18 protein-coding genes and 1 tRNA gene are annotated in these 23,451 nt (G+C 38.3%); 16 read left to right on the forward strand and 3 right to left on the reverse strand.

The annotated features are described in order from the left end of the window. Nucleotides 1-75 precede the first annotated feature (75 nt). Nucleotides 76-1,941 (reverse strand): signal peptide peptidase SppA, encoded by a 1,866-nt coding sequence (gene sppA / locus I6F42_RS05835; protein ID WP_197151406.1) that lies wholly within the window; start codon nucleotides 1,939-1,941, stop codon nucleotides 76-78. A 219-nt stretch (nucleotides 1,942-2,160) separates the two neighbouring features. Between sppA and I6F42_RS05840 the strand changes: the two genes are divergently transcribed. The 7 genes from I6F42_RS05840 to I6F42_RS05870 all read left to right on the forward strand — a co-directional run bounded on the left by I6F42_RS05840 (nucleotide 2,161) and on the right by I6F42_RS05870 (nucleotide 7,537). After that, a complete protein-coding gene (locus tag I6F42_RS05840; protein WP_010554476.1) occupies nucleotides 2,161-4,122 on the forward strand; it encodes an FAD-dependent oxidoreductase in 1,962 nt (653 codons plus the stop codon). A 93-nt stretch (nucleotides 4,123-4,215) separates the two neighbouring features. Then, nucleotides 4,216-4,899, forward strand: a complete 684-nt coding sequence (locus tag I6F42_RS05845; RefSeq protein WP_007582701.1) for a DoxX family protein — start codon at nucleotides 4,216-4,218, stop codon at nucleotides 4,897-4,899. Between the two features lie 130 nt (nucleotides 4,900-5,029). Next, the gene (locus tag I6F42_RS05850) at nucleotides 5,030-5,578 is read left to right on the forward strand and encodes an NAD(P)H nitroreductase (RefSeq protein WP_007582703.1); all 549 of its coding nucleotides are present in this window, start codon (nucleotides 5,030-5,032) and stop codon (nucleotides 5,576-5,578) included. Between the two features lie 203 nt (nucleotides 5,579-5,781). After that, a complete protein-coding gene (locus tag I6F42_RS05855; RefSeq protein ID WP_007582705.1) occupies nucleotides 5,782-6,159 on the forward strand; it encodes a hypothetical protein in 378 nt (125 codons plus the stop codon). Between the two features lie 158 nt (nucleotides 6,160-6,317). Further along, nucleotides 6,318-6,408, forward strand: a tRNA-Ser gene (locus I6F42_RS05860). 52 nt (nucleotides 6,409-6,460) lie between these two features. Then, nucleotides 6,461-6,847: a hypothetical protein gene (locus tag I6F42_RS05865; protein WP_010554477.1), complete on the forward strand. Its 387-nt coding sequence runs from the start codon at nucleotides 6,461-6,463 to the stop codon at nucleotides 6,845-6,847. Between the two features lie 69 nt (nucleotides 6,848-6,916). Beyond that, nucleotides 6,917-7,537, forward strand: a complete 621-nt coding sequence (locus tag I6F42_RS05870; protein ID WP_007586200.1) for an FKBP-type peptidyl-prolyl cis-trans isomerase — start codon at nucleotides 6,917-6,919, stop codon at nucleotides 7,535-7,537. A gap of 375 nt (nucleotides 7,538-7,912) precedes the next feature. Here the strand turns inward: I6F42_RS05870 and I6F42_RS05875 are convergent, their stop codons facing one another. After that, on the reverse strand, nucleotides 7,913-10,282 hold the full coding sequence (locus I6F42_RS05875; RefSeq protein ID WP_197151410.1) for a TonB-dependent receptor domain-containing protein: 2,370 nt from the start codon (nucleotides 10,280-10,282) through the stop codon (nucleotides 7,913-7,915). A gap of 439 nt (nucleotides 10,283-10,721) precedes the next feature. On the opposite strand from I6F42_RS05875, the gene I6F42_RS05880 reads away from it, so the two are divergent. The 6 genes from I6F42_RS05880 to I6F42_RS05905 all read left to right on the forward strand — a co-directional run bounded on the left by I6F42_RS05880 (nucleotide 10,722) and on the right by I6F42_RS05905 (nucleotide 18,606). Then, on the forward strand, nucleotides 10,722-13,049 hold the full coding sequence (locus tag I6F42_RS05880; RefSeq protein ID WP_197151413.1) for an agarase: 2,328 nt from the start codon (nucleotides 10,722-10,724) through the stop codon (nucleotides 13,047-13,049). Then, nucleotides 13,036-14,013 (forward strand): SMP-30/gluconolactonase/LRE family protein, encoded by a 978-nt coding sequence (locus I6F42_RS05885; protein ID WP_165725842.1) that lies wholly within the window; start codon nucleotides 13,036-13,038, stop codon nucleotides 14,011-14,013. Before I6F42_RS05880 ends, I6F42_RS05885 begins: the two co-directional genes overlap by 14 nt. 199 nt (nucleotides 14,014-14,212) lie before the next feature. Continuing rightward, nucleotides 14,213-15,322 carry a mandelate racemase/muconate lactonizing enzyme family protein gene (locus I6F42_RS05890; protein ID WP_010554481.1) on the forward strand — a complete coding sequence of 370 codons (1,110 nt, stop codon included), beginning with the start codon at nucleotides 14,213-14,215 and terminating at the stop codon, nucleotides 15,320-15,322. A 448-nt stretch (nucleotides 15,323-15,770) separates the two neighbouring features. Next, nucleotides 15,771-16,943 (forward strand): cytochrome P450, encoded by a 1,173-nt coding sequence (locus I6F42_RS05895; RefSeq protein WP_197151416.1) that lies wholly within the window; start codon nucleotides 15,771-15,773, stop codon nucleotides 16,941-16,943. A gap of 60 nt (nucleotides 16,944-17,003) precedes the next feature. Continuing rightward, complete coding sequence (locus I6F42_RS05900) at nucleotides 17,004-17,312, forward strand: 2Fe-2S iron-sulfur cluster-binding protein (RefSeq protein WP_007586189.1); 309 nt, start codon at nucleotides 17,004-17,006, stop codon at nucleotides 17,310-17,312. 16 nt (nucleotides 17,313-17,328) lie between these two features. Beyond that, nucleotides 17,329-18,606, forward strand: coding sequence for an NAD(P)/FAD-dependent oxidoreductase (locus I6F42_RS05905; protein WP_010554483.1), 1,278 nt, complete (start codon nucleotides 17,329-17,331; stop codon nucleotides 18,604-18,606). Here the strand turns inward: I6F42_RS05905 and I6F42_RS05910 are convergent. Beyond that, a complete protein-coding gene (locus I6F42_RS05910; protein WP_010554484.1) occupies nucleotides 18,592-19,446 on the reverse strand; it encodes a helix-turn-helix transcriptional regulator in 855 nt (284 codons plus the stop codon). The genes I6F42_RS05905 and I6F42_RS05910 overlap by 15 nt on opposite strands. A gap of 36 nt (nucleotides 19,447-19,482) precedes the next feature. On the opposite strand from I6F42_RS05910, the gene I6F42_RS05915 reads away from it, so the two are divergent. Genes I6F42_RS05915 through I6F42_RS05925 form a run of 3 tightly spaced genes read left to right on the forward strand, consistent with a single transcriptional unit; the run spans nucleotide 19,483 to nucleotide 23,356 of the window. Then, on the forward strand, nucleotides 19,483-20,592 hold the full coding sequence (locus I6F42_RS05915; protein WP_007586186.1) for a Zn-dependent alcohol dehydrogenase: 1,110 nt from the start codon (nucleotides 19,483-19,485) through the stop codon (nucleotides 20,590-20,592). Nucleotides 20,593-20,603: 11 nt separating this feature from the next. After that, the gene (locus I6F42_RS05920) at nucleotides 20,604-21,422 is read left to right on the forward strand and encodes an alpha/beta hydrolase family protein (protein WP_010554485.1); all 819 of its coding nucleotides are present in this window, start codon (nucleotides 20,604-20,606) and stop codon (nucleotides 21,420-21,422) included. Nucleotides 21,423-21,433: 11 nt separating this feature from the next. Continuing rightward, nucleotides 21,434-23,356 (forward strand): beta-agarase, encoded by a 1,923-nt coding sequence (locus I6F42_RS05925; RefSeq protein ID WP_197151417.1) that lies wholly within the window; start codon nucleotides 21,434-21,436, stop codon nucleotides 23,354-23,356. Nucleotides 23,357-23,451 lie beyond the last annotated feature (95 nt).

Genomic DNA, 23,451 nt, shown 5'->3' on the forward strand with positions numbered 1-23,451 from the left:
GCCCAGTAAAAAAACTGGGCTTAGTATAACGTTAAGTAACTTTAAATACAGCTGATTAGGTAAAGCTATGCACTTTTATTGTGCAACGTTACACACTAAACAGCGTGCATATACACCTTGTGGGTCGTTGTAATCTTTAAGGTTTTCAACTTCAGTACTTAATTGGTTAATAACGCTTTGCAAGTTAGCTTGCGTTGCTAACACAGATGTTTTTTGTGTTTGTAAACCAAGCATCGATTTAATAGATGCGTTACCAAAAATGTTTTGAATCATTTTTTCTTGCGAGCTTAAATCTTGTTTAATGGTTTTAACTTCATAGTGATTAAGTTTTGCAAGTGCTGCGGCTGCTTTTATAGCATCTTGTTTATCACCAAGTTTGTCTACTAAACCCAGTTCAAGTGCTTGAGATGCAATCCATACGCGGCCTTGGGCAATTTTATCAACTTGCTCAGGCGTCATATTACGGGCATCAGCGACAACGTTTAAAAAGCGACCGTATGCTTCTTCAACGCTCATCTGAATTACTTGACCCATTTTTTCGTTTAGGGGACGAGTGATAGAAAAACCAGCCATTTCGGTTGTTGCAACGCCATCTGAATAAACACCAATTTTAGATAAGGTTTTTTCAAATGTCATAAACGTACCAAATACACCAATTGAACCTGTAATAGTACTCGGTGCTGCCCAGATTTCGTTTGCAGCAGAGGCAATCCAATAACCACCTGATGCAGCTACAGAGCTCATAGAGGCAATAACAGGCTTACCAGCAGCTTTAAGCGCTAATACTTCTGCACGAATAACTTCAGAGGCAAACATACTACCGCCACCTGAATCAATGCGCAGTACGACCGCTTTAACTTTGTCATCAAGGCGTGCTTTACGAAGTAGGGCTGCTGTAGAGTCGCCACCAATTTCTCCAGCTTTACGCTCACCATCAACAATTGTACCTTTAGCAACTACAACGGCGACTTTTTCGGTAATAGGGTTATCAAATTCAATCGGTGGTTTAACTAAGCTTAAGTATTCACGAAATGAAACTTGCTTAAATGTTTTGCCATCTTCTTGTGCGCCAACTAAATCAATTAATTGTTTGCGAACTTGTTGATTTGTTTTTAAAGAATCAACCCACTGGTGGTCAAGTGCATATTTACCTGCATCGCCATCTGCAGCTTTCATTTTTTCAAGATATACGTCCATTGTCTCGTCGAAATTTGACTCATCAAATGGGCGAACCGCAGCAACATCTTGTTTGTATTCGCTCCAAAGAGCGCCTAACCAAACACGGTTAGCTTCTTTGGCTGCTTCAGACATGTCGTTACGAATGAAAGGTTCTACTGCTGACTTAAATGTACCAACACGGAAAATATGCTGCGTTACTTCAAGTTTTTCAAGTGCATCTTTAAAGTAAAGCGGATACATGCCGTAACCTTCAATACCTACGCTACCGTATGGGTGCATAGCGATTTCATCAGCATGTGATGCAATATAGTATTGTGCTTGGGTATAGTAATAACCCGATGCAATCACTTTTTTGCCAGCTTGTTTAAATGCATCAATAGCATTGGTAATTTGCTTAAGTTTGTTTAAATGCGCTTTAGGCATTTCTTGTAAATCAAGCAGCATCACCGTAATGCGATCGTCTTTAGTCGCTTCGTTTATTACTTCAACAATATCGTCGAGTAATATTTCGCTTGGCGCTTCAGAACCAGAAGTAGCATCACTAATTGCAGCTTCGACCGGATCTATGTATGTTTTTTCTTCAACAATAGGGCCATTTAGGTCAAGCCTAAGCACAGAGCCATTTTCAACTATTATTTTATCGTCGTCACTTGAGAGTGACACTAAGAAAACAATTACCAGTAATAAAAACAGAATGTTGAGTATTAAACGACGAGAAAAGTTAATTCCAGTCCAAATACCTTTAAATACCTTTGCTATCAAAATAGCTCCTTAATTTGGTACAGTTAATACATTAGTTCCATCTTAGCCTAGAATAAAAATAAATTTAACTGCTAAATCGTAACGAAGTGTTTATGAGGTGCTATTAATACATGTTTTTATGGCTTTTTTTAATTAAATGAAGGCACATATTGCTTATTACTTGCCATTAAAGCAGAATTAGCTAATGCATACAGGTTAGACCAGTTAACGGGGCACAAGATGTTAGAACAACAATTACAACTAAAACACACACAATTACGTAACCGCTTAGTGATGGGCTCAATGCATACAGGCCTTGAAGAGGGATGGCATAACCGCAAACGCTTACGTGCATTTTATGAAGCACGTGCAAAAGGCGGTACCGCAATGTTAATTACGGGCGGATACAGCCCTAATTTACGTGGCAAATTAACACCTATTTCATCTTCATTTAATAGTTATTACGATGTATTTAAGCACCGCGCTTACACAGATGCTGTGCATAAACACGGCGGAAAAATTTGTTTGCAATTATTACACGCTGGACGTTATGCGTATCATCCATTCAATCAGGCACCAAGTGCAATAAAAGCACCTATTAATCCTTATAAACCTAAAGCGATGACGCTTGGCTCGATTAAGAAAACAATTAAAGACTTTGCGCACTCTGCCTATATGGCTGAAAAAGCTGGCTACGATGGCGTTGAAGTTATGGGTTCTGAAGGGTATTTGATTAATGAGTTTATGGCGCCGCACACCAATAAACGTGAAGATGAATTTGGTGGCAGCCTAGAAAATAGAATGCGACTTGCGCTTGAAATAGTTAAAGCTGTAAGAGCAAAAGTATCTGAGCAATTCTTAATCATTTTTAGATTGTCGGTTATTGATTTAATCCCAAACGGTTCAACACCAGAGGAAGTTGTCATACAAGCTACCGAGCTTGAAAAAGCGGGTGTTGATATATTTAACACAGGTATTGGTTGGCACGAAGCGCGTGTACCGACTATTGCGAGTATGGTGCCGCCAGGTGCATTTAAAGAAGCATCAAAACGTTTAAAAGACGTGGTGAGCGTGCCAGTTATTGCTGTTAACCGAATTAATACTCCAGAAATAGCTAACGATATTTTAAATGCAGGCGAGGCTGATTTAATTTCGATGGCAAGGCCGCTACTTGCCGATCCAGAGTTTTTTAATAAATACGCAAATAATCAATCTAAGCAAATTAATATTTGTATAGGGTGTAACCAAGGTTGTCTAGATCACGTATTTAAAAATAAACGTGCTACGTGTTTAGTTAATCCACAAGCTGCATTTGAGCTAGATTACCCGTTAGAGCAAGCAACCAAAGCTAAAAACGTATTAGTAGTCGGTGCAGGCCCTGCTGGTTTATCGGCAAGTTGTTACTTGGCTCAAAAAGGGCATAACGTCACGTTAATTGATCAAAAACCGCAAATGGGTGGCCAATTTAATTTAGCTATGCAAATACCGGGCAAAGAAGACTTTAACCATACTCTTACTTACTTCACTAATGAGCTTGATCGATTAAAAGTAACTGTAGAGCTTGGTAAAGCTTATGACGATTCAATGCTTAAAAGCTATGATGACATCGTATTTGCAACTGGCGTTAGGCCGCGTGAAGCCTCTATTAAGTGTAGCGATGATAAGCGTGTATTTGCTTATGACGAAGTTATACGCGGCGAAGTAGAGTTGGGTAAATCAATTGCTATTTTAGGTGCCGGTGGTATAGGTTTTGATATGGTTGCGTTTTTAAGCGAACATAAATCGCAAACTATTAGCGAGTTTAAAACGCAATGGGGGATTGAGTGTGAAGCCCAACCTCATAAAGATGAACGTCAATTGTATATGTTAAAACGCAGTGCGGGTCGTTTTGGTAGCGAGCTTGGTAAAACAACGGGTTGGATACATCGCCAAGTTGCTAAGCAGCATGGCGTTAAGCAAATTGCTGATTGCCAATACCAAAGCTTTGATAAAAGCGGACTAACTATTAATGTTGCTGGTGAAACTCAAGTACTGCCAGTAGACACGGTTATTGCCTGTATTGGTCAGGTTTCTAACAACGAAGTGCTAGAAAATTACACAGATAACGCAAAGGTACATGTTATAGGCGGAGCTAAACTAGCTGCTGCTATTGATGCTAAACGCGCTATTTTTGAAGCTCTTCAGGTCGCTAGAAGTATTTAACCTTTGTAAATAAATTGAAATAGTTTATCAATTCATGCGGTCTTTGCTGTTTATAGTCTATAACTTAATAAACAGTGAACACACAGGATACGCATGAACAAACTAACCAATCTTTATGATGCAATATTGGGTAAACTATCATTTTTAGATGGTTTACCTGCATTGCTATTTCGCTTGATTTTAGCCCCTGTTATGATCATTGCAGGTTATAACAAACTTGCTATAAGCGGTGAGACAGAAGGTTTCTTTGATAACTTTTTAGCATCTCCAGATGTAGTTCAATGGTTTGGTAATAATGAATGGGGTTTAGGATTACCGTTTCCTGACTTACTAGCTTTTTTAGCTGGCTGGAGTGAATTTTTAGGAGGTTGGTTTTTATTACTTGGCCTTTTAACTCGCTTGGTCAGTATCCCACTTATGTTCACAATGGTTGTCGCTGCAACCTCAGTGCATTGGCATAATGGTTGGTTTGCAATAGCACCAACTAATCCAGAAACAAGTGCTGCGCAAGTGCTCGATTGGTTATCAATTCCGGGCGCTAAAGAAAGCCTTGAAAACTCACTAGAAGTACAAGACCGAATAGGTAAAATTCGTGGCTTAGTTGAAGAACACGGTTTTCCTGATTATCTATACGAAAAGGGCAAGCCGTCTATTTTAAACAACGGTATAGAATTTTCGGCAATTTATTTTGCTATGCTTCTTAGCTTGTTTTTTATGGGCGGTGGGCGTTTTGTTAGTATAGATTACTGGTTAAGGCGAAATATTGTAAAAGAATAACGTATTTAATCTACTTTACTAACGGCCGCATAGCTTAACCCTTTGCGGCCGTTTTGCATTTTAATTTCTCGGTATTTATTTTTTAAGGGTTTAAATGTTACTCTAGCGTTTTGAATTTTGAGGAATCGTTATGAACGCTATCGAGCTTTTACTTACCCGCCAATCAGACTCTAAACTAACAGAGCCGGGCCCTACGCCTGAGCAGCTCGACATAATTAAGCAAGCAGCATTACGTGTTCCTGATCATGGCTGTATAGCACCGTGGCAGTTCATTGTTGCTCAAGGTGATGCACGCAATAAACTGGGTGAAATTTACCATCAAAGTGCAGTGGCAGAGCAACAAGAAGAAAAAGTAATTAACCGTGCTAAAGAGCTTCCCCTTCGTGCGCCTATGATTGTAATAGCAATTGCTAAATATCAAGAACACCCAAAAGTTCCTCGAATAGAACAAGTACAAAGCGCAGGCTGTAGTGTATTAGCGATGCAACAAGCTGCATTTGCCCAAGGGTTAGGCGGTGTTTGGCGCACAGGCTACTTTGCACAAAGTAGCGCGGTTAAAAAAGCGCTTAACTTACATGAGCAAGATGAAATAGTAGGGTATTTATATATAGGTACACCCGAAGTCGATTGTAAAAAGTCGCCTCGCCATAAGCCAGAAAACTATTTTAGTAATTTGTGAAATAGTATGAACTTTGCGCAACTTACATAGTCATAATTCATTAAGGTTACAAAGAGTATTATTCAAAAGTTAATGGCTTGGCTGTAAGAAGCGCTTGGAAGCACTAAATTTACTAAATCTTCTTCAGTTTGTTTTTTAATCGGTTGTTTTTTGATACATTATGGAAAGTCTTAATAAAAATAACGATAAAGAAGACGAAAACTATGGGAAATTTATTTTTACGTGAAAAAGAGAATTGGCTAGCATGGTCAATTTGGGGAATCATTGGTGCTTTTGTAACACTGTATGTTGCAATGAGCACAAATGCATCACACTTTATAGCCGGTTCAGCGATGGGTATGCTTGTGTTGTTAACATGGTGGATGCACCAGTCCAAACGTTTCGACTTTGGGCGTGCATTTAAAGTATGCTGCTACGTTTTATCGCTTAGTGTGCTACCAGCTTTTATGTTTGTTGTAGTACCAAGTGATGATTTAAATCGATTCGATTTAATTTTTCAAGGCGTTACCTTTACCGCACTGAGTATACTGGCTTGTTTAATCTGCTCTTGGATTGCACGTAGACCTAAACAATATTATTAATGTGTTTAACTTTAGTCTATTAACTACACTTTTATTAAAGTGAAGAGCTTAACAAAAGAACAAAGTGGGTCTATTTTATCCAATATGTTAATATTTTATATTAATTTCTATTTAGCTCTTTACAAGTTATGTATTTAGCCATATTATTCGCGCCGTGCGGAGAGATGGCAGAGTGGTCGAATGCACCGGTCTTGAAAACCGGCATGGGTTTATAGCCCATCTAGGGTTCAAATCCCTATCTCTCCACCATTATTTAAAAAAACCGCCTTATGGGCGGTTTTTTGCTTTGTGGAGTTTCTAAATGACTAAAGCAACAAACCTACCAACCTCGCAGAAATTAATAAAACATCTTTTATTATGGACTGTATTTGGTTACTGCTATCAAAGTGCTATTAGCTTATTAGTAAAAATGGCTATAGATGCTCAACCAGAGTATCCATTAATTACCGCTTTAATTTATGGTGTTGGTTTTAATGTTTTAGCTGCCCATCTTATTACCAAATACGATAAGCATTGGCCAGTTATTGGCTCTGTTTTTATTGGTTGTATAGGGCTGCTTGTAGTGCCATTTTTACTGTTTGGCGAATCAGGATTACTAACAATGCCTCTACTTGTTGGAATTTTATTCAGTTTGCCGCTTTGTAGTTATATTGTTGGCCTAATTAAGCTAAAACTCAGCAAAAACTAGCCCCAAACGCGGTTTATTTTGTGATAGCATAGTCGCGTCTTTTAACTAACAAAACGTGAAAAACACATTATGTCAGATAATTTTACTACAGATGCTGAAAAAGCAAGTTACGGTATTGGCTTACAAATGGGTGAGCAACTTAAGTCTAATCCTTTTGAAGGCTTAAACCTAAATTCAGTATTTGAAGGCATGAAAGATGCGTACGCTGGTAGCGCATTTCAAGTTGAGATCCCTGAGATCCAAGCTGCATTTGAAAAAATCAACGAAGAGATTCAAGCTCGTCGTGAAGAAGAGTCTAAAGTACTTTCTGCAGAAGGTATTTCATTCTTAGAAGAAAACGCAAAACGTCCTGAAATCACAGTAACTGAGTCTGGTCTTCAATACGAAGTACTAGCAACTGGCGAAGGCGAAAAGCCAACAGCTGAGTCTACAGTACGTGTTGATTACCACGGTACACTTATTAACGGTACTGTGTTTGATAGCTCATACGAGCGCGGTCAACCAGCTGAATTTCCAGTTGGTGGCGTGATCAAAGGCTGGACTGAAGCATTACAAATGATGCCTGTAGGTACTAAATGGCGTATCTACGTTCCTCATGAGCTTGCTTATGGTGAACGTGGCGCAGGTGCTGCAATCGCACCTTTCTCAACGCTTGTATTTGACGTTGAGCTACACGAAATCATTTCTTAAATTAAATTAAATAAATTTTAATTTAAAAGTGTAAAAAGCCGTATTCAATTTGAATACGGCTTTTTTGTGTTTGTAATTTAAGAGTTTTATACCAATTCGCTTAATTAAGTTATCTGTTTTTCGCTAAGAAAATTGTGTCGATAACAAGGTAAAAATTTCGTTGTTTAGTTGTTATCACTAATTGCTCTTGCATTGCTCTACCTCCTGCATCCATGCAGTCGTATATCAGCAATTCTTAACGCAGTTAGCGTCAGGTTTAATCCTTCAAATCGATTAAGTATTACTGCGTGTTGATATTATATATTCTAAAAATAAAAAAACCGCATTAATAAAATGCGGTTTGTAAATATATAAACTAAAAACTATTTTTAATTATTAAAAATAACCACGAACACCAAAGCGGAAGTTTCTGCCTGGTAGTGGGGCTTTATCTTTAATAAATGAGCTATGCACAAAGCCTAACTCATCAGTAATGTTATCCACGTTTATATAAAGCTGTGCATCTACACTGCCTAAACCTAATTGGTAATTAGCTTGTGCATCAAATAACGTATAGCCGTCCGTTTTTGTTTCAAATGCAGTTACATCGTTTTGATCAAAGTAATGAGTACCCGTCAGTGTTAGTTGTAAGTCACCTAAATCGTACTGTAACTCAGAGCCTAATTTATTGGCAGGGATACGCGGTAAGTTGCCTTCGTCGTCTTTTAGTTTTGCACGAGTTGAGTCACCAAATACTTTAACCATAGCGCTTGGGGCTACTTGGTAATGTGCGTCAAACTCAATTCCATAAAGCTCTGCGTCTTTACTTGTAAACTGATAAACCGCAACAGCATCGTCATGTGCACCAATAGCTGATTCTAAACCATCTTCTTCATCGTAAACTAACCCCGTATTTTCTTGGAAATAAAAGTTTTTAATATCGTTATAGAAAAAGTTAACGGTGTAGCCAAAATCACCGCTAAAACGTCTAAAGCTTAAATCTAGGTTTGTTGAGGTTTCTTGCTTGATATTCTCTGGCTCAAAATGCGCTTCATTATCTTCAATGTTGTAACCAAGACCTAGCTCATAAGTGCCGGTTGCAATGTGTAAACCATTTGATAAAAGCTCTGCCGAAAGTGGTGCTCTTTCTGAGTGAGAAATACTTGTCGCAATACTATGACCCGGCCTGTACTGCCAGATGGCACCGGCAGAGGCGCTTAAATTGGTAAAGCTTTTATTGTATCCAATAGTTTCTTCGTCGCTATGATCTATTTCTACTTCATCGTGGCTATGTTCGTGTGCCGTGATTTGGCTTTCAATTTTGTAATCTTCTACACGTGCACCAAGCTCTATTGTCACGTCGCCAAATTCACGCTCTTCTAGTAAATATAATGCGTTAGTTGTAGTTACACTCGCGGGTGTAAATGCTTCTTCACCAATTGCATCGTAGTCAGAATCGCTGTAGTGATAGCCCATCATTCCGTGCCAATCAGCAAACTTATGCTCTACATTTAGACGTGCTTCAGTCGTTTTATTTTTAAAAGTAGTACCAATTTCGCCATCTTCAATTTCGCTGTGTGAATAATCTGTATAGCCAACACGTAGGTTGATGGTTTCAATCCAGTTATTATGAAGAGCGTAACTTACAAGCCCTTGCCAGCGGTCTTGCTCTAAATGTGCGTAAACAGGCTCTTCAGCAGCTTCATCTTCATGTTCAGCATGCTCTTCTTCAGTTTCACCTTCGTGATCGTGATGATGCTCATGCCCAGGAATACCGTAATCAGTCTCAATGCTACCGTAAGAAAAACCAATCGTTAAGTGATCGCCAACATAGCTGGTACCAAAGTTGAGTGTTTCGCTATCAATAAAAGTATTTTCTACCGAGCTTTCGGTTTCAACATCGCCATCATCGTCGGCAATAGTAAAGGTCGGTGTTTGGTAATCATCGCCGCTGCGCTTAGTACCATCAAAATGAAAGTTAAAGCCTTCATTACCTGTTTCAAGTTTTGCAGCTACGGTGTTTGAATTTGACACCGTATCGTGGCTGTATTCAGCAGCGCCTGTAAGCTCGTCGATATTGCTAGTAGGAATACGGTTATCAACCACGTTTACAACGCCACCAATTGCACCAGAGCCATAAAGTAGGGTACTTGGACCGCGCAACACTTCAATTTGCTCTGCCGCTAGGCTGTCGCCTGATGTCGCGTGGTCTGGGCCAATTCGCGACGCATCGCTGGCATCTAATCCATTTTGTGTGATTTTAACGCGAGGGCCATCTAAACCACGAATAATTGGGCTTGATGATACAGGGCCAAAGTAACTTGCATTTACGCCTGGTAAACCTTTAAGAGTTTCGCCAAGTGTTGGTTTAGATTTATTTCTTAATTCATCACCTGAGAGTACGCTTACTGGCGATATCATTTCTAGGCTGTTCTTATGAAGTGCAGAGGCATAAACAACAACTGTTTCAACCGATGTTGGTTTAAGTGACACAGACAGATTATTTGAAGATTCGGTAACAGCAATACGAGAGTCTATGTAGTTGTCTTTACTAATATGTAATTGGCTGTTTGCATCTATATCGATAGCAAACTCGCCTAAATCATTACTTTTAACGCTTTGGTTTTTGCCATGGACATGGATAGAGGCATTTTTAATTGGTTGATTTTTATCATCCATTACTTTACCAGTAACGGTTGCAGCCAAAGCTGATTGAGAACATAAAACAGAAAAAATAGCAGAGGAGATTAATGTTAACTTTGTCATGGATATATTGGTTCGTGGTTATTATGTTGTGATATAATATAACACCGCAAAATTAACGAATCAACAATGTTATAGTATAACTTTGTATTTTGCGTTCAAACCACTAAAAGTGCCGATAAACTGTTTGCTCTACTATAGAAGTTAATCTGGCATTAACTCTACTTTACTGTAACAAATCTACTCGTAGTACCCTCAAAGAATATCTGCTAATGATTATGGAGAGTAGTGTTTAAAGTATTGAATTTTATGTTTTTTATCTATAACTTATATTTTTTAATAGCTCCCTCTATTATATAACGCTTCTAAAATCCACTGTATTGTTAACAGTTAATTGTTTTGTATCGTCGTGTGTGTAATTATCTTGTGTAGTTTTAACGCTTTTTAGCTATCAATTATTGCTCAAAAGTACACATTTAAACACGCACAATAGTAGGCCAACATGTTTCTCAATCCTTACAGTGTAAAATTAGCATCCTCGTTTTTTTGTTTATCGGTACTTGCAGGGTGTCACAATGCGAAAACTTCAGATCAAGATTCAACTAAAGGGGCCACTCCATTAAAAAAAGAGCATATAATTTTTGATTTTGAACAGGATAATTACAGCCAATATATAAATACAATTAATGGCTTTAGTACATTAATAAAGGAAGGTGGAAACCATAAACTAGCGGTTACATTAAAATCTAAATCTAATGTAGAAAGTGATTTTGAATTCATTAATCCAAAAGGATGGAATTGGCAAGCAACAGGAAACTTTGCCCTTGCACTTGATATACAAAACCCTGATGAGGTTTCTACTCACCTATACATAAAGACAATAGACAAGTCGGGACAATTTCAAACTCGAAGTGTTGTTGTGCCTGCTCAGTCGCAAAACACGTATTATATAGAATTAAAAGGCGTAAATTTGAATGTTAATTCAGGTATTCGCTCAAACCCACCAAGTTGGAAGAGCAGTTATACGCCAATAGTATATAGAGGCGGACAAAAAAATATCGATGTAAGTAGCATTGTTAAAGTATCATTTGGAGTAAAGGGATTACTTGAGGATAAACGTTTTTTAATAGATAACGTTCGCTTAATCAAACCAACTAATTTTGATACTCACTATCTTAAAGGGTTAGTTGATAAATTTGGGCAAAATGCAAAATTAGACTTTACCAACAAAGTATCTTCAACAGAGCAGCTACAAGTTATTTCTCAAAAAGAGCAAATTAACTTACAAAACTCACCAATGAAAGGACGTTCTAAATATAGTGGCTGGAAAAACGGCCCACAATTAAAGGCAACGGGATATTTTAGAACCGAAAAATACAAAGGGAAATGGAGTTTAGTCGACCCAGAAGGTTATCTGTTTTTTTCAACCGGCATTGATAACGTTCGTATGGCAAATACTTCAACCATAACCGGTTACGATTTTGATCAAAGCTATATCAAACAGCGTGAAGCTGGTGATTTAACACCAGAGGATTCTCTTGGGTTAAACCCAGCCCCAGAGGCAGCGTGGCCAACACGCTATAAAAGCTCAGCACTTAGAGCTGATATGTTTAATTGGTTACCCGAGCAAAATAACCCTTTAGCAGATAATTACGGCTATAGGCGCGAAGTTCACAGTGGTGCAATTAAAAGAGGTGAAACATTTAGCTTTTATCGCGCTAATTTACAGCGAAAATATCAAGCCAACAATAATAACAATTTAATGAAACAGTGGCAAAACACCACAGTGAAACGCATGCTTTCATGGGGTTTTACTTCATTTGGTAATTGGATAGAAGAAGATTATTACCATACTAATAAATTACCTTATTTTGCTAATGCGTGGATCATTGGTAATTTTAAAACGGTAAGCAGTGGTAACGACTACTGGAGCCCATTACCTGACCCATTTGATTCCTTATTTGTTGAGCGCGCTGATGTAACGCTTGCAAAAGTAGCCCAACAAGTTAAAAACAGCCCTTGGTGTGTTGGTGTATTTATTGATAACGAAAAAAGCTGGGGCATGATGAATTCTGACGCCGCACGTTATGGTATTGCTATTAATACACTTAAAAATAACGCCCAAAATAGCCCGACTAAAGCACAATTTGTTACCTTAATGAAAAATAAGTACAGCAAAATTAGCAAACTGAATGAAGCATGGAATATACGCCTTGCCTCATGGGATGAGTTTGCTGCAGGCGTCGCACTTACGCAGTTTAACGAGCAAACTAATGAAGATTTATCTACTATGTTATTTCATTACGCTAATCAGTATTTTGCCGTGGTAGACGCGGCTATTGCTAAACACCTTCCAAATCAGTTAAATATGGGGGCACGTTTTGCCGATTGGGGTATGACGCCTGAAATAAGAGCCGCCGCTGCCGCGCATGTAGATGTGATGAGCTATAACTATTACCGGGAGGGATTAAACGAAGATTTTTGGGCGTTTTTATCAGATATAAACATGCCAAGCATTATAGGTGAATTTCATAATGGTGCGCTTGATTCTGGTTTATTAAATCCAGGACTTATACATACTCAATCTCAGCAAGAGCGTGGTACTAAATATAAAAAATACATGAATAGCGTTATAGACAACCCATATTTTGTTGGTGCGCATTGGTTTCAATACATCGACTCTCCACTAACCGGACGAGCATACGATGGTGAAAACTATAATGTAGGCTTTGTAAATGTAGCTGATATTCCATACAAACCGCTTGTAGATGCAGCTAAAAGCATGAATAAATCGTTGTATGAACGTAGGTATAACAATGCTAAAAATTAAATATATACTAAGCGCATTGTGTGTTTTATGTTTGGGTGTATCTGCTAAGCAAAGTAACACACTTTTATTCGAGCAAGGTCCCTACAAAATATTTAATGAGCAAGCGCTTGAAGTGCTTAACTTAAATAGCCATGTTAAAACCCTCGCCTCGGGTTATGCTTGGCTAGAGGGGCCTGTTTGGATTAACCAAGGAGGGTATTTATTATATTCTGATATACCTAATCATCAGGTATATAAATACACTCCAGGCAAAGGAGCAAGTTTGTATTTAGCACACAGCGGCTATTCAAACGGTTTAATTGTGAATAAGCAAAATGAGCTTGTACTTTTACAATCGCGCTCACGTGTAATATCAAAAATGAAGGCATCATTGAGCGTGCCTAAATCAAAATACTTACACATAGTTAGTCATTTCAATACGCAAAAATTTAACAGCCCTAATGATGGTGCTTTTAATGACGACGGCACGCTTTATTTTAGCGATCCCCCCTATGGTTTGCCCAATCAATTAGATGACGAAAGTAAAGAGCTTAATTTTCAGGGAGTATACTCACTTAAAAATACAGGGGAGCTTACCTTGTTAGATCGTGATCTTATTTATCCTAATGGGGTCGCATTATCAGCTGATAATAAAACCTTATATGTAGCAGCATCCAATGCAAATAAACCCGCATGGTATCAGTATCATTTAAACGATAGTGGGGCAGTGATAAGTAAATCATTATTTTATGAATTACCATCAGTAACTAAGCACGACAAAGGTTTACCGGATGGTTTAAAGGTACATAAAAGTGGGGTTATTTTTGCAACTGGACCTAACGGGTTATGGCTGTTTAATAAAAACGCTGAGCTATTAGCTCAAATTGAAATGCCAAATATTAGTGCTAATTTAACGTTTAATCAATCACAAAATCGCGTTTATATAACAGCGCATACGCAACTACTTGCACTTGATTTAAAATAACTTCGCTTTTTCTATAGCTTATTTCAAACCTTTTTAAACACAGCGATAACGTGTGTAGTTTCATAAACTAAAACACGAATGCATTAATATTTAACTAAGTTAATTTCGTTTTATTTAACAAGATAGACTTTACAACGATCACTAGCTGTTGTAGATTGTTAACAATGAACAGTGTTATGTAAACTAATTCGGTGGCTTAATGAAAGTATCATCACAAACAATTAAAAGTGTAAAAGTCGAGTATTACCAAATTCCGTTAGCTGAAGTGCTAAGTGATGCGAAGCACGGTGATCACACTCACTTTGAAGTTATTACACTGCATATTATAACTCATGATGGTTATGAGGGGATGGGGTATACCTACACTGGCGGTAAAGGTGGTCGTGCAATTTATTCACTTCTTAACGATGAAATTAAGCCTGGTCTAATTGGACAAAGTTCAATGTCTATCATGGCAATTTGGGACAAATTACAGTGGGAACTTCATTATGTTGGCCGTGGTGGTTTACTTAGTTTTGCCATATCTGCAGTCGATATAGCGCTGTGGGATATTAAATGTAAGCGTTTAAACGCGCCATTATGGCAAGTCGCGGGCGGTAGCTGTAATCAAACAAAATGTTATGCAGGTGGAATAGATTTAAACTTTAGCCAAGAAAAGCTGCTTAATAATATAGGTGGTTACCTGCAGCGTGGTTTTAATGCAGTAAAAATTAAAGTAGGTAAACCCAACTTTAAAGAAGACATAGAACGCGTAGCCGCAGTAAGAGATCTAATTGGCGAAGATAAAACGCTTATGGTAGATGCTAATTATTCAATGAGTGTCGAGCAAGCTATTCGTTTTGCCAAATCAATTGAAAAATACGACATTACTTGGTTTGAAGAACCTACCATACCTGATGATTACAAAGGCTTTGCTCGTATAGCGCAAGCTACTTCGATACCGCTTGCAATGGGTGAGAATTTACATACATTGCACGAATTTGGCTATGCGATTGACCAAGCTAAATTAGGTTTTTTACAACCAGATGCATCAAATATTGGTGGCATAACAGGGTGGTTACATGTAGCGAGTATGGCATATACCCATAATTTACCTATTTGTAGCCATGGCATGCATGAACTACATGTATCACTGTTGGCATCTCAGCCTCACGCTGGTTTTTTAGAAGTTCATTCATTCCCTATAGATGAATATACAACACGTCCTTTAAAGCTTGAAAATGGGCAAGCGTGCGCGCCAGATATAATTGGGACGGGTGTAGAATTTGACCCTCAACTAATGAGAACACATTTAATTAAACAGTCGTAACTAGAAAAATTAGTAATAAAAGAAAAGAGTTGTTGTGTGTCCACAAATTCAGTGTAGAAATTATTTATCAAGGAATGAATGATAATCTCTTTGTCATAAGTTTTAATTTATGAGTACTGATTTTGTGGACGCTTTTATAAAGGTAAATAGTTATTGCCATTGCAAATATTGATTTTTTTACACAAACCCAAATTGCTTAGTCTGCTGTAAAACTGTTGGTTGCAATTCACACCGAAAATAGCTTCATTACCTAGATTTTAAATTAATTAGTTAGGGGCTCTCACAACTCCGTCAAAAGCCAGCTTTAATTGCTGGCTTTTTTATATTTAAAATAGCAATAAAGAGCATCAAATTACCATTTTTAAGCAAAATCCGTGTATTTGTATAATAAAGTTGCGATTAAAATGGTGTAACAAAAATAGATTAATAATAGAAATTAGGTTTCATTATGACGTCAAAAGTAACTGGTATTAGCGAGTTTCCCGATGCGTTTGCACAGCAACGAAAAGTAACAGGAATGGGTCAAATGGATGACCAAAACGATCCTGTAAATATGATCTTAGGCTTAAAAGATGTACGAAAAGCAGCGCATAATTGTGCTGTTTTTCAATCGGGTGCTAAACCTGGACGTATTGTAATTCCATCAGAAGTGGCAATACGTGAAACACGCCAAATTCCGTTTGAAGTAGACCCTCCTCAGCACGGTGGCTTTCGTGAATTATTAAACCCTTGGTTTAAACGCCCATTAGATGAATGTTACCAAGCGCGTTTACAAACCATTATTGATGAAACTATTGAAAACGCCTTTAAAGCAGAGTCATTTGATGTGGTGTCACAATTTGCTTTACCACTTCAATCTAAAGCGTTAACGCTGTTACTTAATACCTCAATGGATAAAGCACAAACATGGATAGATTGGGGTACTCATGTATTTAGAAGTGAAGACAGTGACCTTGATGGCGATAAAGCCAATATTCTATACAACTACATTGATGAGCAAATAGAAAACGCCATTGCAATCCCGGGTGATGATTTATATTCAGTGCTTTTAAATTCACAGGCGAACGGTAAAAAGCTGAGTAAAGAAGAAGTAAAAGGTGTGATGATCCTCACCTTTGCAGGGGGGCGCGACACCGTTATAAACGCGATCACAAACTCTATTGCCTACTTTAGCGAAAACATCAGCGATTTAAAGCGTATTGATGATGAGCCTGAAATATTAAACAGGGCCGTAGAAGAACTAATTCGCTATTTTTCGCCGCTTACGCAAATGGGCCGTGTCGCTACGCAAGACACAAGTGTATGTGAGCACGCTATAAAAGCCGACACACGAGTTTCGTTATGTTGGGCGTCGGCTAATCGCGATGAAAAGGTATTCAAAAACCCTAACAATGTCGACTTCGATCGAAAAGTTAACCCGCATATTAGTTTTGGTTTTAGCCATCACAATTGTTTGGGCGCAACGCATGCCCGCCAAATTTTACGTCAACTAGTGTTATCGCTTGCTAATAAAGTTGCTCAAATAGAGGCAATAAAAGCAGATGAAAATATTGAAAAACTCGGTGAGTTTTCAAGAAAGGTTGGCTTTAACAGTCTGCACGTTAGCTTTAAATCAAAATAAAAACACCGTAGAAAATAGTTAAATAAATATAGTAACAAGTAAAAGTAGAGGATTAATACGATGGCGAAAGTAATATTTATAACCAAAACAAACGATGCAGTTGAAGTAGAAGGCGACAGTGGCTCGCTAATGGAACTGGCATCAGCAAATGGTGTTGCTGGTATTGATGGTGATTGTGGCGGTGTATGTTCGTGTGCAACGTGTCATATTTACTTAACACCGGATGACTTTAAAAAAGTAGGCACACCCGATGAGATAGAAAGCGACATGCTAGAGCTGGACGATAACGTAACGCAATACAGCCGTTTATGTTGCCAAATTGAGGTGTCTGAAAATATTGATGGCATGACCTTCAGAGTAGCCAATTAAAAGCGGGTACAGCATTATGCAAAACACACAATTAGAGCCAAACTCACTGCAGCAAAGCGTTGTTATTATTGGTGCAAGCCATGGCGGCGTTAACTTTGCATTTAACTTACGCCAGCAAGGTTGGCTGGGTAAAATTACATTACTCGATAGCGATCCTGAACTGCCATATCACAGGCCACCGCTGTCTAAAAAAACGCTGCAATCGTTAGAGGTAAAATCAATACCTTTAAAGGTGCAAAAATCCTACACAGATAGCCATATAGATTTATGTTTAGGTAAGCGTGTTACTGCAATTAATAAAGATAACAAAATAGTTACTCTTGAAAATAATAAGCATCTAGCATTTGATAAATTAGTAATCGCAACCGGTTGCTCAGCTTTTATTCCTCCAATTACAGGCCTTAGTGAAACTGTAGATGAATATGGCACCTCTCAATATTTCGCAATGCGAACACATAGTGATGCCGTAGCAATAAAAAAAGCGCTAAGTGCAAGCACTAACAAAGAAGTGGTGATTATTGGTGGAGGTTATATCGGCCTTGAATCGGCGTCATCCTTTATTGCACTTGGCGCTAAAGTAACGGTTATCGAAAAACAAGAAAAAATACTATCGCGAGTCACATCATCTGCTATGTCTGACTTTTTAACTGATTTACACAAAGCGAAGGGGGTAGACCTGCAAACAGCAAAAGATATTGTACAAATTAAGCACACAAACAATAAACATTATGTGCAATGTAGTGATGGTAGTGAGTATCCCGCCGATTTTATTTTAATTGGCGTAGGTGTAAGGCTAAATACACAACTTGCAACAGATGCTGAGCTGGTGGTTGATCAAGGCATAAAAGTAAATGACGTATGCCAAACATCACACCCTGATATCTACTCAATTGGTGATTGCACTATTCATTTTAATAAAATTTATAATCGTTGGATCAGACTTGAGTCGGTACAAAACGCAGTTGACCAAGCTAAAGTTGCTGCGCAGTTTTTAGCTAAAAATAATACGTCAGCTCCTGCACTCCCTTGGTTTTGGTCAGATCAATACGAATATAAATTACAAATAGTAGGTTTATCACAAGGCTATAACGAGATTATTAAGCGCCAAGAAGCTCCCGGTCAATTTTCACTTTGGTACTTTAATAACGACACACTGCTTTGTGTGGAAGCTGTTAATTATGCAAAGGCCTATGTACTTGGCACACAGGCTATTAAGCAAGGTTTAAAGGTAAACAAACAGGTATTGAACAATTTGACTATAGCACTTGCAAAGCCTCAGTTATTTCAGGCGTAACTGCTGTCGATACTGATGCGGAGTCACTTTAAAGTGATGTTTAAACTGCTTAATAAAATACGACGGGCTAGAAAAGCTTAAATCGTAAGATATATCAGTCACCGAAACATCACTTTGCCCGAGTAACCGTGCGGCATTATATAACTTGTGCTGAATCAGGTAGTCGGAATAAGGCTCTCTAAAGTGCTTTTTAAATACCCTTGAAAAATACGAAGGTGATAAATGGCAAAGGGCTGCGGCTTGCTCAAGTGACAGGTTAAGGCCGTTATTTGTTTTAAGCTCATTAATTACCGGAGCAAGCTTTTTAAAACTTGCTGAGCTACTTAATGACGTTTGCTGCTTAGATAAACTGCTTTTACCATATTCGCACACCATAGTGATTAAGCTATCAAACAGTTGAGCACAGGTTTTACTTTTAGGATTTTCGTTAAATTCGCTAAGCATCCAAGCGAGCAACTTATGAATCCTTTTTTGTATTTCAATGCTAAAGCTTAAATGCAAACCAGTTTTTAGTAATTCTATAAATTCTTGTAAGGCCTGATTATTAAGGCGTTCAGGCATAAATTGCACAATATACCAAGATTTAGGGCGCGGATTTAAAGCAAAGTCGTGGGTTTCCATAGCGGGTGTAAAAACGGCCTCAAAATCAGAAAGAATCGATTCACCTTGATGATAAAAATAAGTGCCGTCAATTTGTTCAAAAAATATAAATTCATGCACCTGATGAAAGTGCATAAAACATGAATAGCTATCGTGCTGAAGATAACTTACATGATGAATTTCGAAATCGTAACCGTCTTTTATACAAAACGGTTCACAGTAAATTGTCGGTTGCTTCATAACATAATACTTATATTTAGAGACTTAGGAGTCTACATGTACAAGGCAAAAGCTGCAATTGCAGATGGAAAAGGCGGTTTTTTCTTCGATACCGTTAATGTCGGAAAACCAAGTGCTGGCGAAGTAAAAATTAAAATAAAAGCCTCAGGTATTTGTCATACAGATTGGGATTCAATTAAAACGTGGAATAAAAAATTTATCATTGGTCATGAAGGCGCAGGAACCGTTGTTGAGTTGGGCGAAGGTATAACGGAATTTACTATCGGCGATAAAGTAATACTAAATTGGGCAATTCCGTGTGGTGAGTGTTTCCAGTGCCAAGAGGGTAATTTACACATTTGTGAAGTAAATAGCCCCGTAACGGGCAATGGTTTATGCGGGCACGCAGGTAAACAAGCGTGTGAGCATAATGGCAATAGCTTAGAGCGCTCATTTCATTTAGGTACGATGAGCGAATACACCGTCGTTAAGGCTGCTGCAGTTATAAAAATACACAGTGACATTCCTTTTCCAAGTGCAAGTATTGTTGGTTGCGGCGTAATGACCGGTTATGGATCAGTAGTTAATGCAGCTAAAGTAAAAGCAGGTTCTTCAGTGGCCGTATTAGGCTGTGGAGGCGTAGGACTAAATGCAATACAAGGGGCTGCAATTTCAGGCGCCGCTAAAATAATAGCAATTGATTTGTCACCGGAGCGATTAACACAAGCTAAAGCATTTGGTGCTACACATACCGTACTTGCTAAAAAGTATGACCCTGATTTAGTTCACATGATAAACGAAGTTAAAGCGCTAACAAATAGTCGCGGAGCCGATTATGCCTTTGAGTGTACAGCAGTGCCGGCACTTGGTTCAGCGCCATTAGCATTAATACGCAGCGCGGGCGTTGCGGTGCAAGTGAGTGGCATTGAGCAAAAAATAGATTTTGATTGCGAACTATTTGAATGGGATAAAATTTATATAAATCCGCTCTACGGGCAATGTAATCCTAAGCGCGACTTTGCTCAAATACTAGACCTTTATGACGCAAAAAAGCTCAAGCTCGATGAGCTAGTCACAAAAACTTACTCGTTAGATGAGTTACAAACAGGCTTTGACGACATGCTAGCAGGGCGTATCGCTAAAGGTGTCGTCGTGTTTGATGATTAAAGGAGTATAAAATGGCAATTCATCGTTTAGAAATATCAAATAGCAGCTACACCGCTGATAACTTTGTAACGCTAACCGCGTATAGCAGCCACTTAAAAGGGCGAGGTGATATAAGCATTTACCAAGAAGCAACCAGTAATAAAAATGTACCTATGATTGTATTACTGCATGGTGTGTATGGTAGCCACTGGGTGTGGAGCCAGCTAGGGGGCGTACATAAAGTGTATCAGCAGCTTCGTAGCAGTGGCCTTAACGAGTTTGTATTAGTGATGCCATCAGATGGCGCGCACGCCGAGGGCAGCGGGTATTTGCCACTTAAAAATGCAGATTATGAAGCATGGATAGTTGATGATGTGATTAGCGCTGTTATTCAAACTCAACCAATGTGCTCGAGCTCATCAAATATTTATATTACGGGCCTTTCAATGGGAGGGTATGGAGCATTATGTTTAGGTGCAAAGCATCCAACTATTTTTAGCGGTATATCAGCGCATTCATCAATTACTGAGCTTGACGACTTTAATCACTTTGTTGATGAACACACTCTAAAGCCACTAAAAAAAACCACTGATAAGTACAAAGGCGACGTGTTTAAAACATTGAGCGCGAATAAAAAGACATTACCGCCACTGCGATTTGATTGCGGAAAAGACGATGTACTTTTTAGTGCTAATACTGCGCTTGCAAAAAAGCTAGTTGATGAAAATGTTCCTCATACGTTCGATATTTTTGCAGGCACCCATTGCTGGGAGTATTGGCACGAACATGTAGCTAAAACTATGATCTTTTTTGCTCAATTAGAAAGCAAAACTCACACACAATTAAAATAAGGAGATAACCCATGAAAGTCATTAGCTCACTTTTAATTGCATTTGCATGTACTGCATCAAGCAATTTAGTCGCACAGCCAGAAGTATCCGTAAATTTAAACGTAAAGCGAAGTATTGACGGCCTATCAACCTTTGATAGAAGCAAATATATTGTTATGCATTCGATGCTAACAACAACCGATTGGAAGGGGGAAGAAGATAAGCTCGACTACTTACTTAACGACCTTGATGTGTACTTTGGTCGTGATAACGGTTCTATGCCGTATTACGCGACTCAAGTTGAGCAGAACCCAAATAATCTAGGGTACGCAAGCCCTGAGAGTATCGCTGCTTATGGCAAAACTGCTCGCGAAGATTATTATGGTAAAACGTTGTCGAAGCTTCATAAATACGACAATAGAGCCCACGTAATGATAGGCGGGCAAATTAATCAGTTTTGGATTGGTAATCATGAAGGCAAAGGCGAATGGAGCTTTGCTAATACCGATGCCGTGGGTCAATATATGGGAAATTTTGTAAATGAATTTTATCGAAATGACAACCAAGGACCGAACAAAGGCCCAGTACCCCCACAATACCTTGAAATACTTAATGAGCCACTTTACGAACTTGTTGATGTACATCACGGTAAGCCTATCGATACATTTATTTTTCATAACGAAGTAGCCCAAGGCATACGAAAAGTTAATACAAGTATTAAGATTGGTGGGTACACCACTGCTTTTCCATGGTTTGACGATAACAATTTTAATCGTTGGGATGAGCGAATGAAGCTATTTTTAGATACCAGCGGTGAATACATAGATTATTTTTCGATTCACCTTTACGACTTTGGCTACTTAAACCGCGATAAAGGCGTTGCTAACTTTAAAGGAGCCCGTATAGAAGCCACTATGGATATGATGGAGCAATACGAAAAGCTTAAACTAGGTAAGGTAAAACCTTTCATGATTTCGGAATACGGCGGGCGTGACCATAAAACAGAAGCAACGCCATGGACTGCAATAAATGACTGGCAAACTATGAAATCGTTTAGCCCTATGATGATGCAATTTATGGCTAAACCTAATCTCATACTTAAAGCCATTCCATTTAGTTTAGCAAAAGCAGAGTGGAGTGGTAATGAGGGACGCGATTATGCTTGGCGCTTACTACGCCACAATGACGAAAAAACAGGTGAAACAGGCGATGAATATGTATTCACCGACATTATTAAATTTTATCAATTGTGGTCAGATGTAAATGGCACACGTGTTAATACTGAATCAAACGAAGCCGACTTACTAGTAGATAGTTATGTAAACAATAACAAAGCATATGTAATTATCAGTAATTTAGAAACAAGTGCTAATAGCGCCTTGCTAAATTTAATAGAGCTACCAAGCAATCCGATTAATAACATTAAAATTAAGCACTTGCACTTTGCTAATGGTGAGCCAACACTTACAACAACATCACAAAATATTGGTGTAAAAAATGAGTTACCAAAAAGCATTAACATAGGCGCAGAAGCCACAGTAATTATTGAATATACGTTCAGCGACAATATAAAAATTATTGCTGAGTCTGACGAGCATAAATACTATGCAACAACCTACAAACAGGCAATTAAAGCCAATACAGCGCTTAAATTTAACATTAACGATGTAAAAATAAGTGAATATGGTAAAGGTATATTGCGTTTAAGTTTTGGTAGAGAGCATGATTTAGCTCAACAACCTATCGTTAAAGTAAATGACACTTTAGTTACTGTACCAACCGATTATGCCGTTGATGAGCAAGTATTTCGCCCACAAGTATTTAGTATGCTAGAAATCGAAGTACCAAACGAGCTGTTAAAAACCAATAATACAATATTAGTTACATATCCTGATGATGGCGGATTTGTTAGCAGCGTGACGCTCCAAGCGTTTGAGTACAGTGATGATATTTAATTTAAAAAACTAACTATTTGTTATGATATAAAAAGCAAGGTCACTAATTATTAGTGGCCTTAGTTGTTATGCGTCCGCTTTTTAAATTCATAGAC

It is taken from the genome of Pseudoalteromonas sp. SWYJZ12, from assembly GCF_015864395.1.
GTDB classification, from domain to species: Bacteria; Pseudomonadota; Gammaproteobacteria; order Enterobacterales; family Alteromonadaceae; genus Pseudoalteromonas; species Pseudoalteromonas arctica.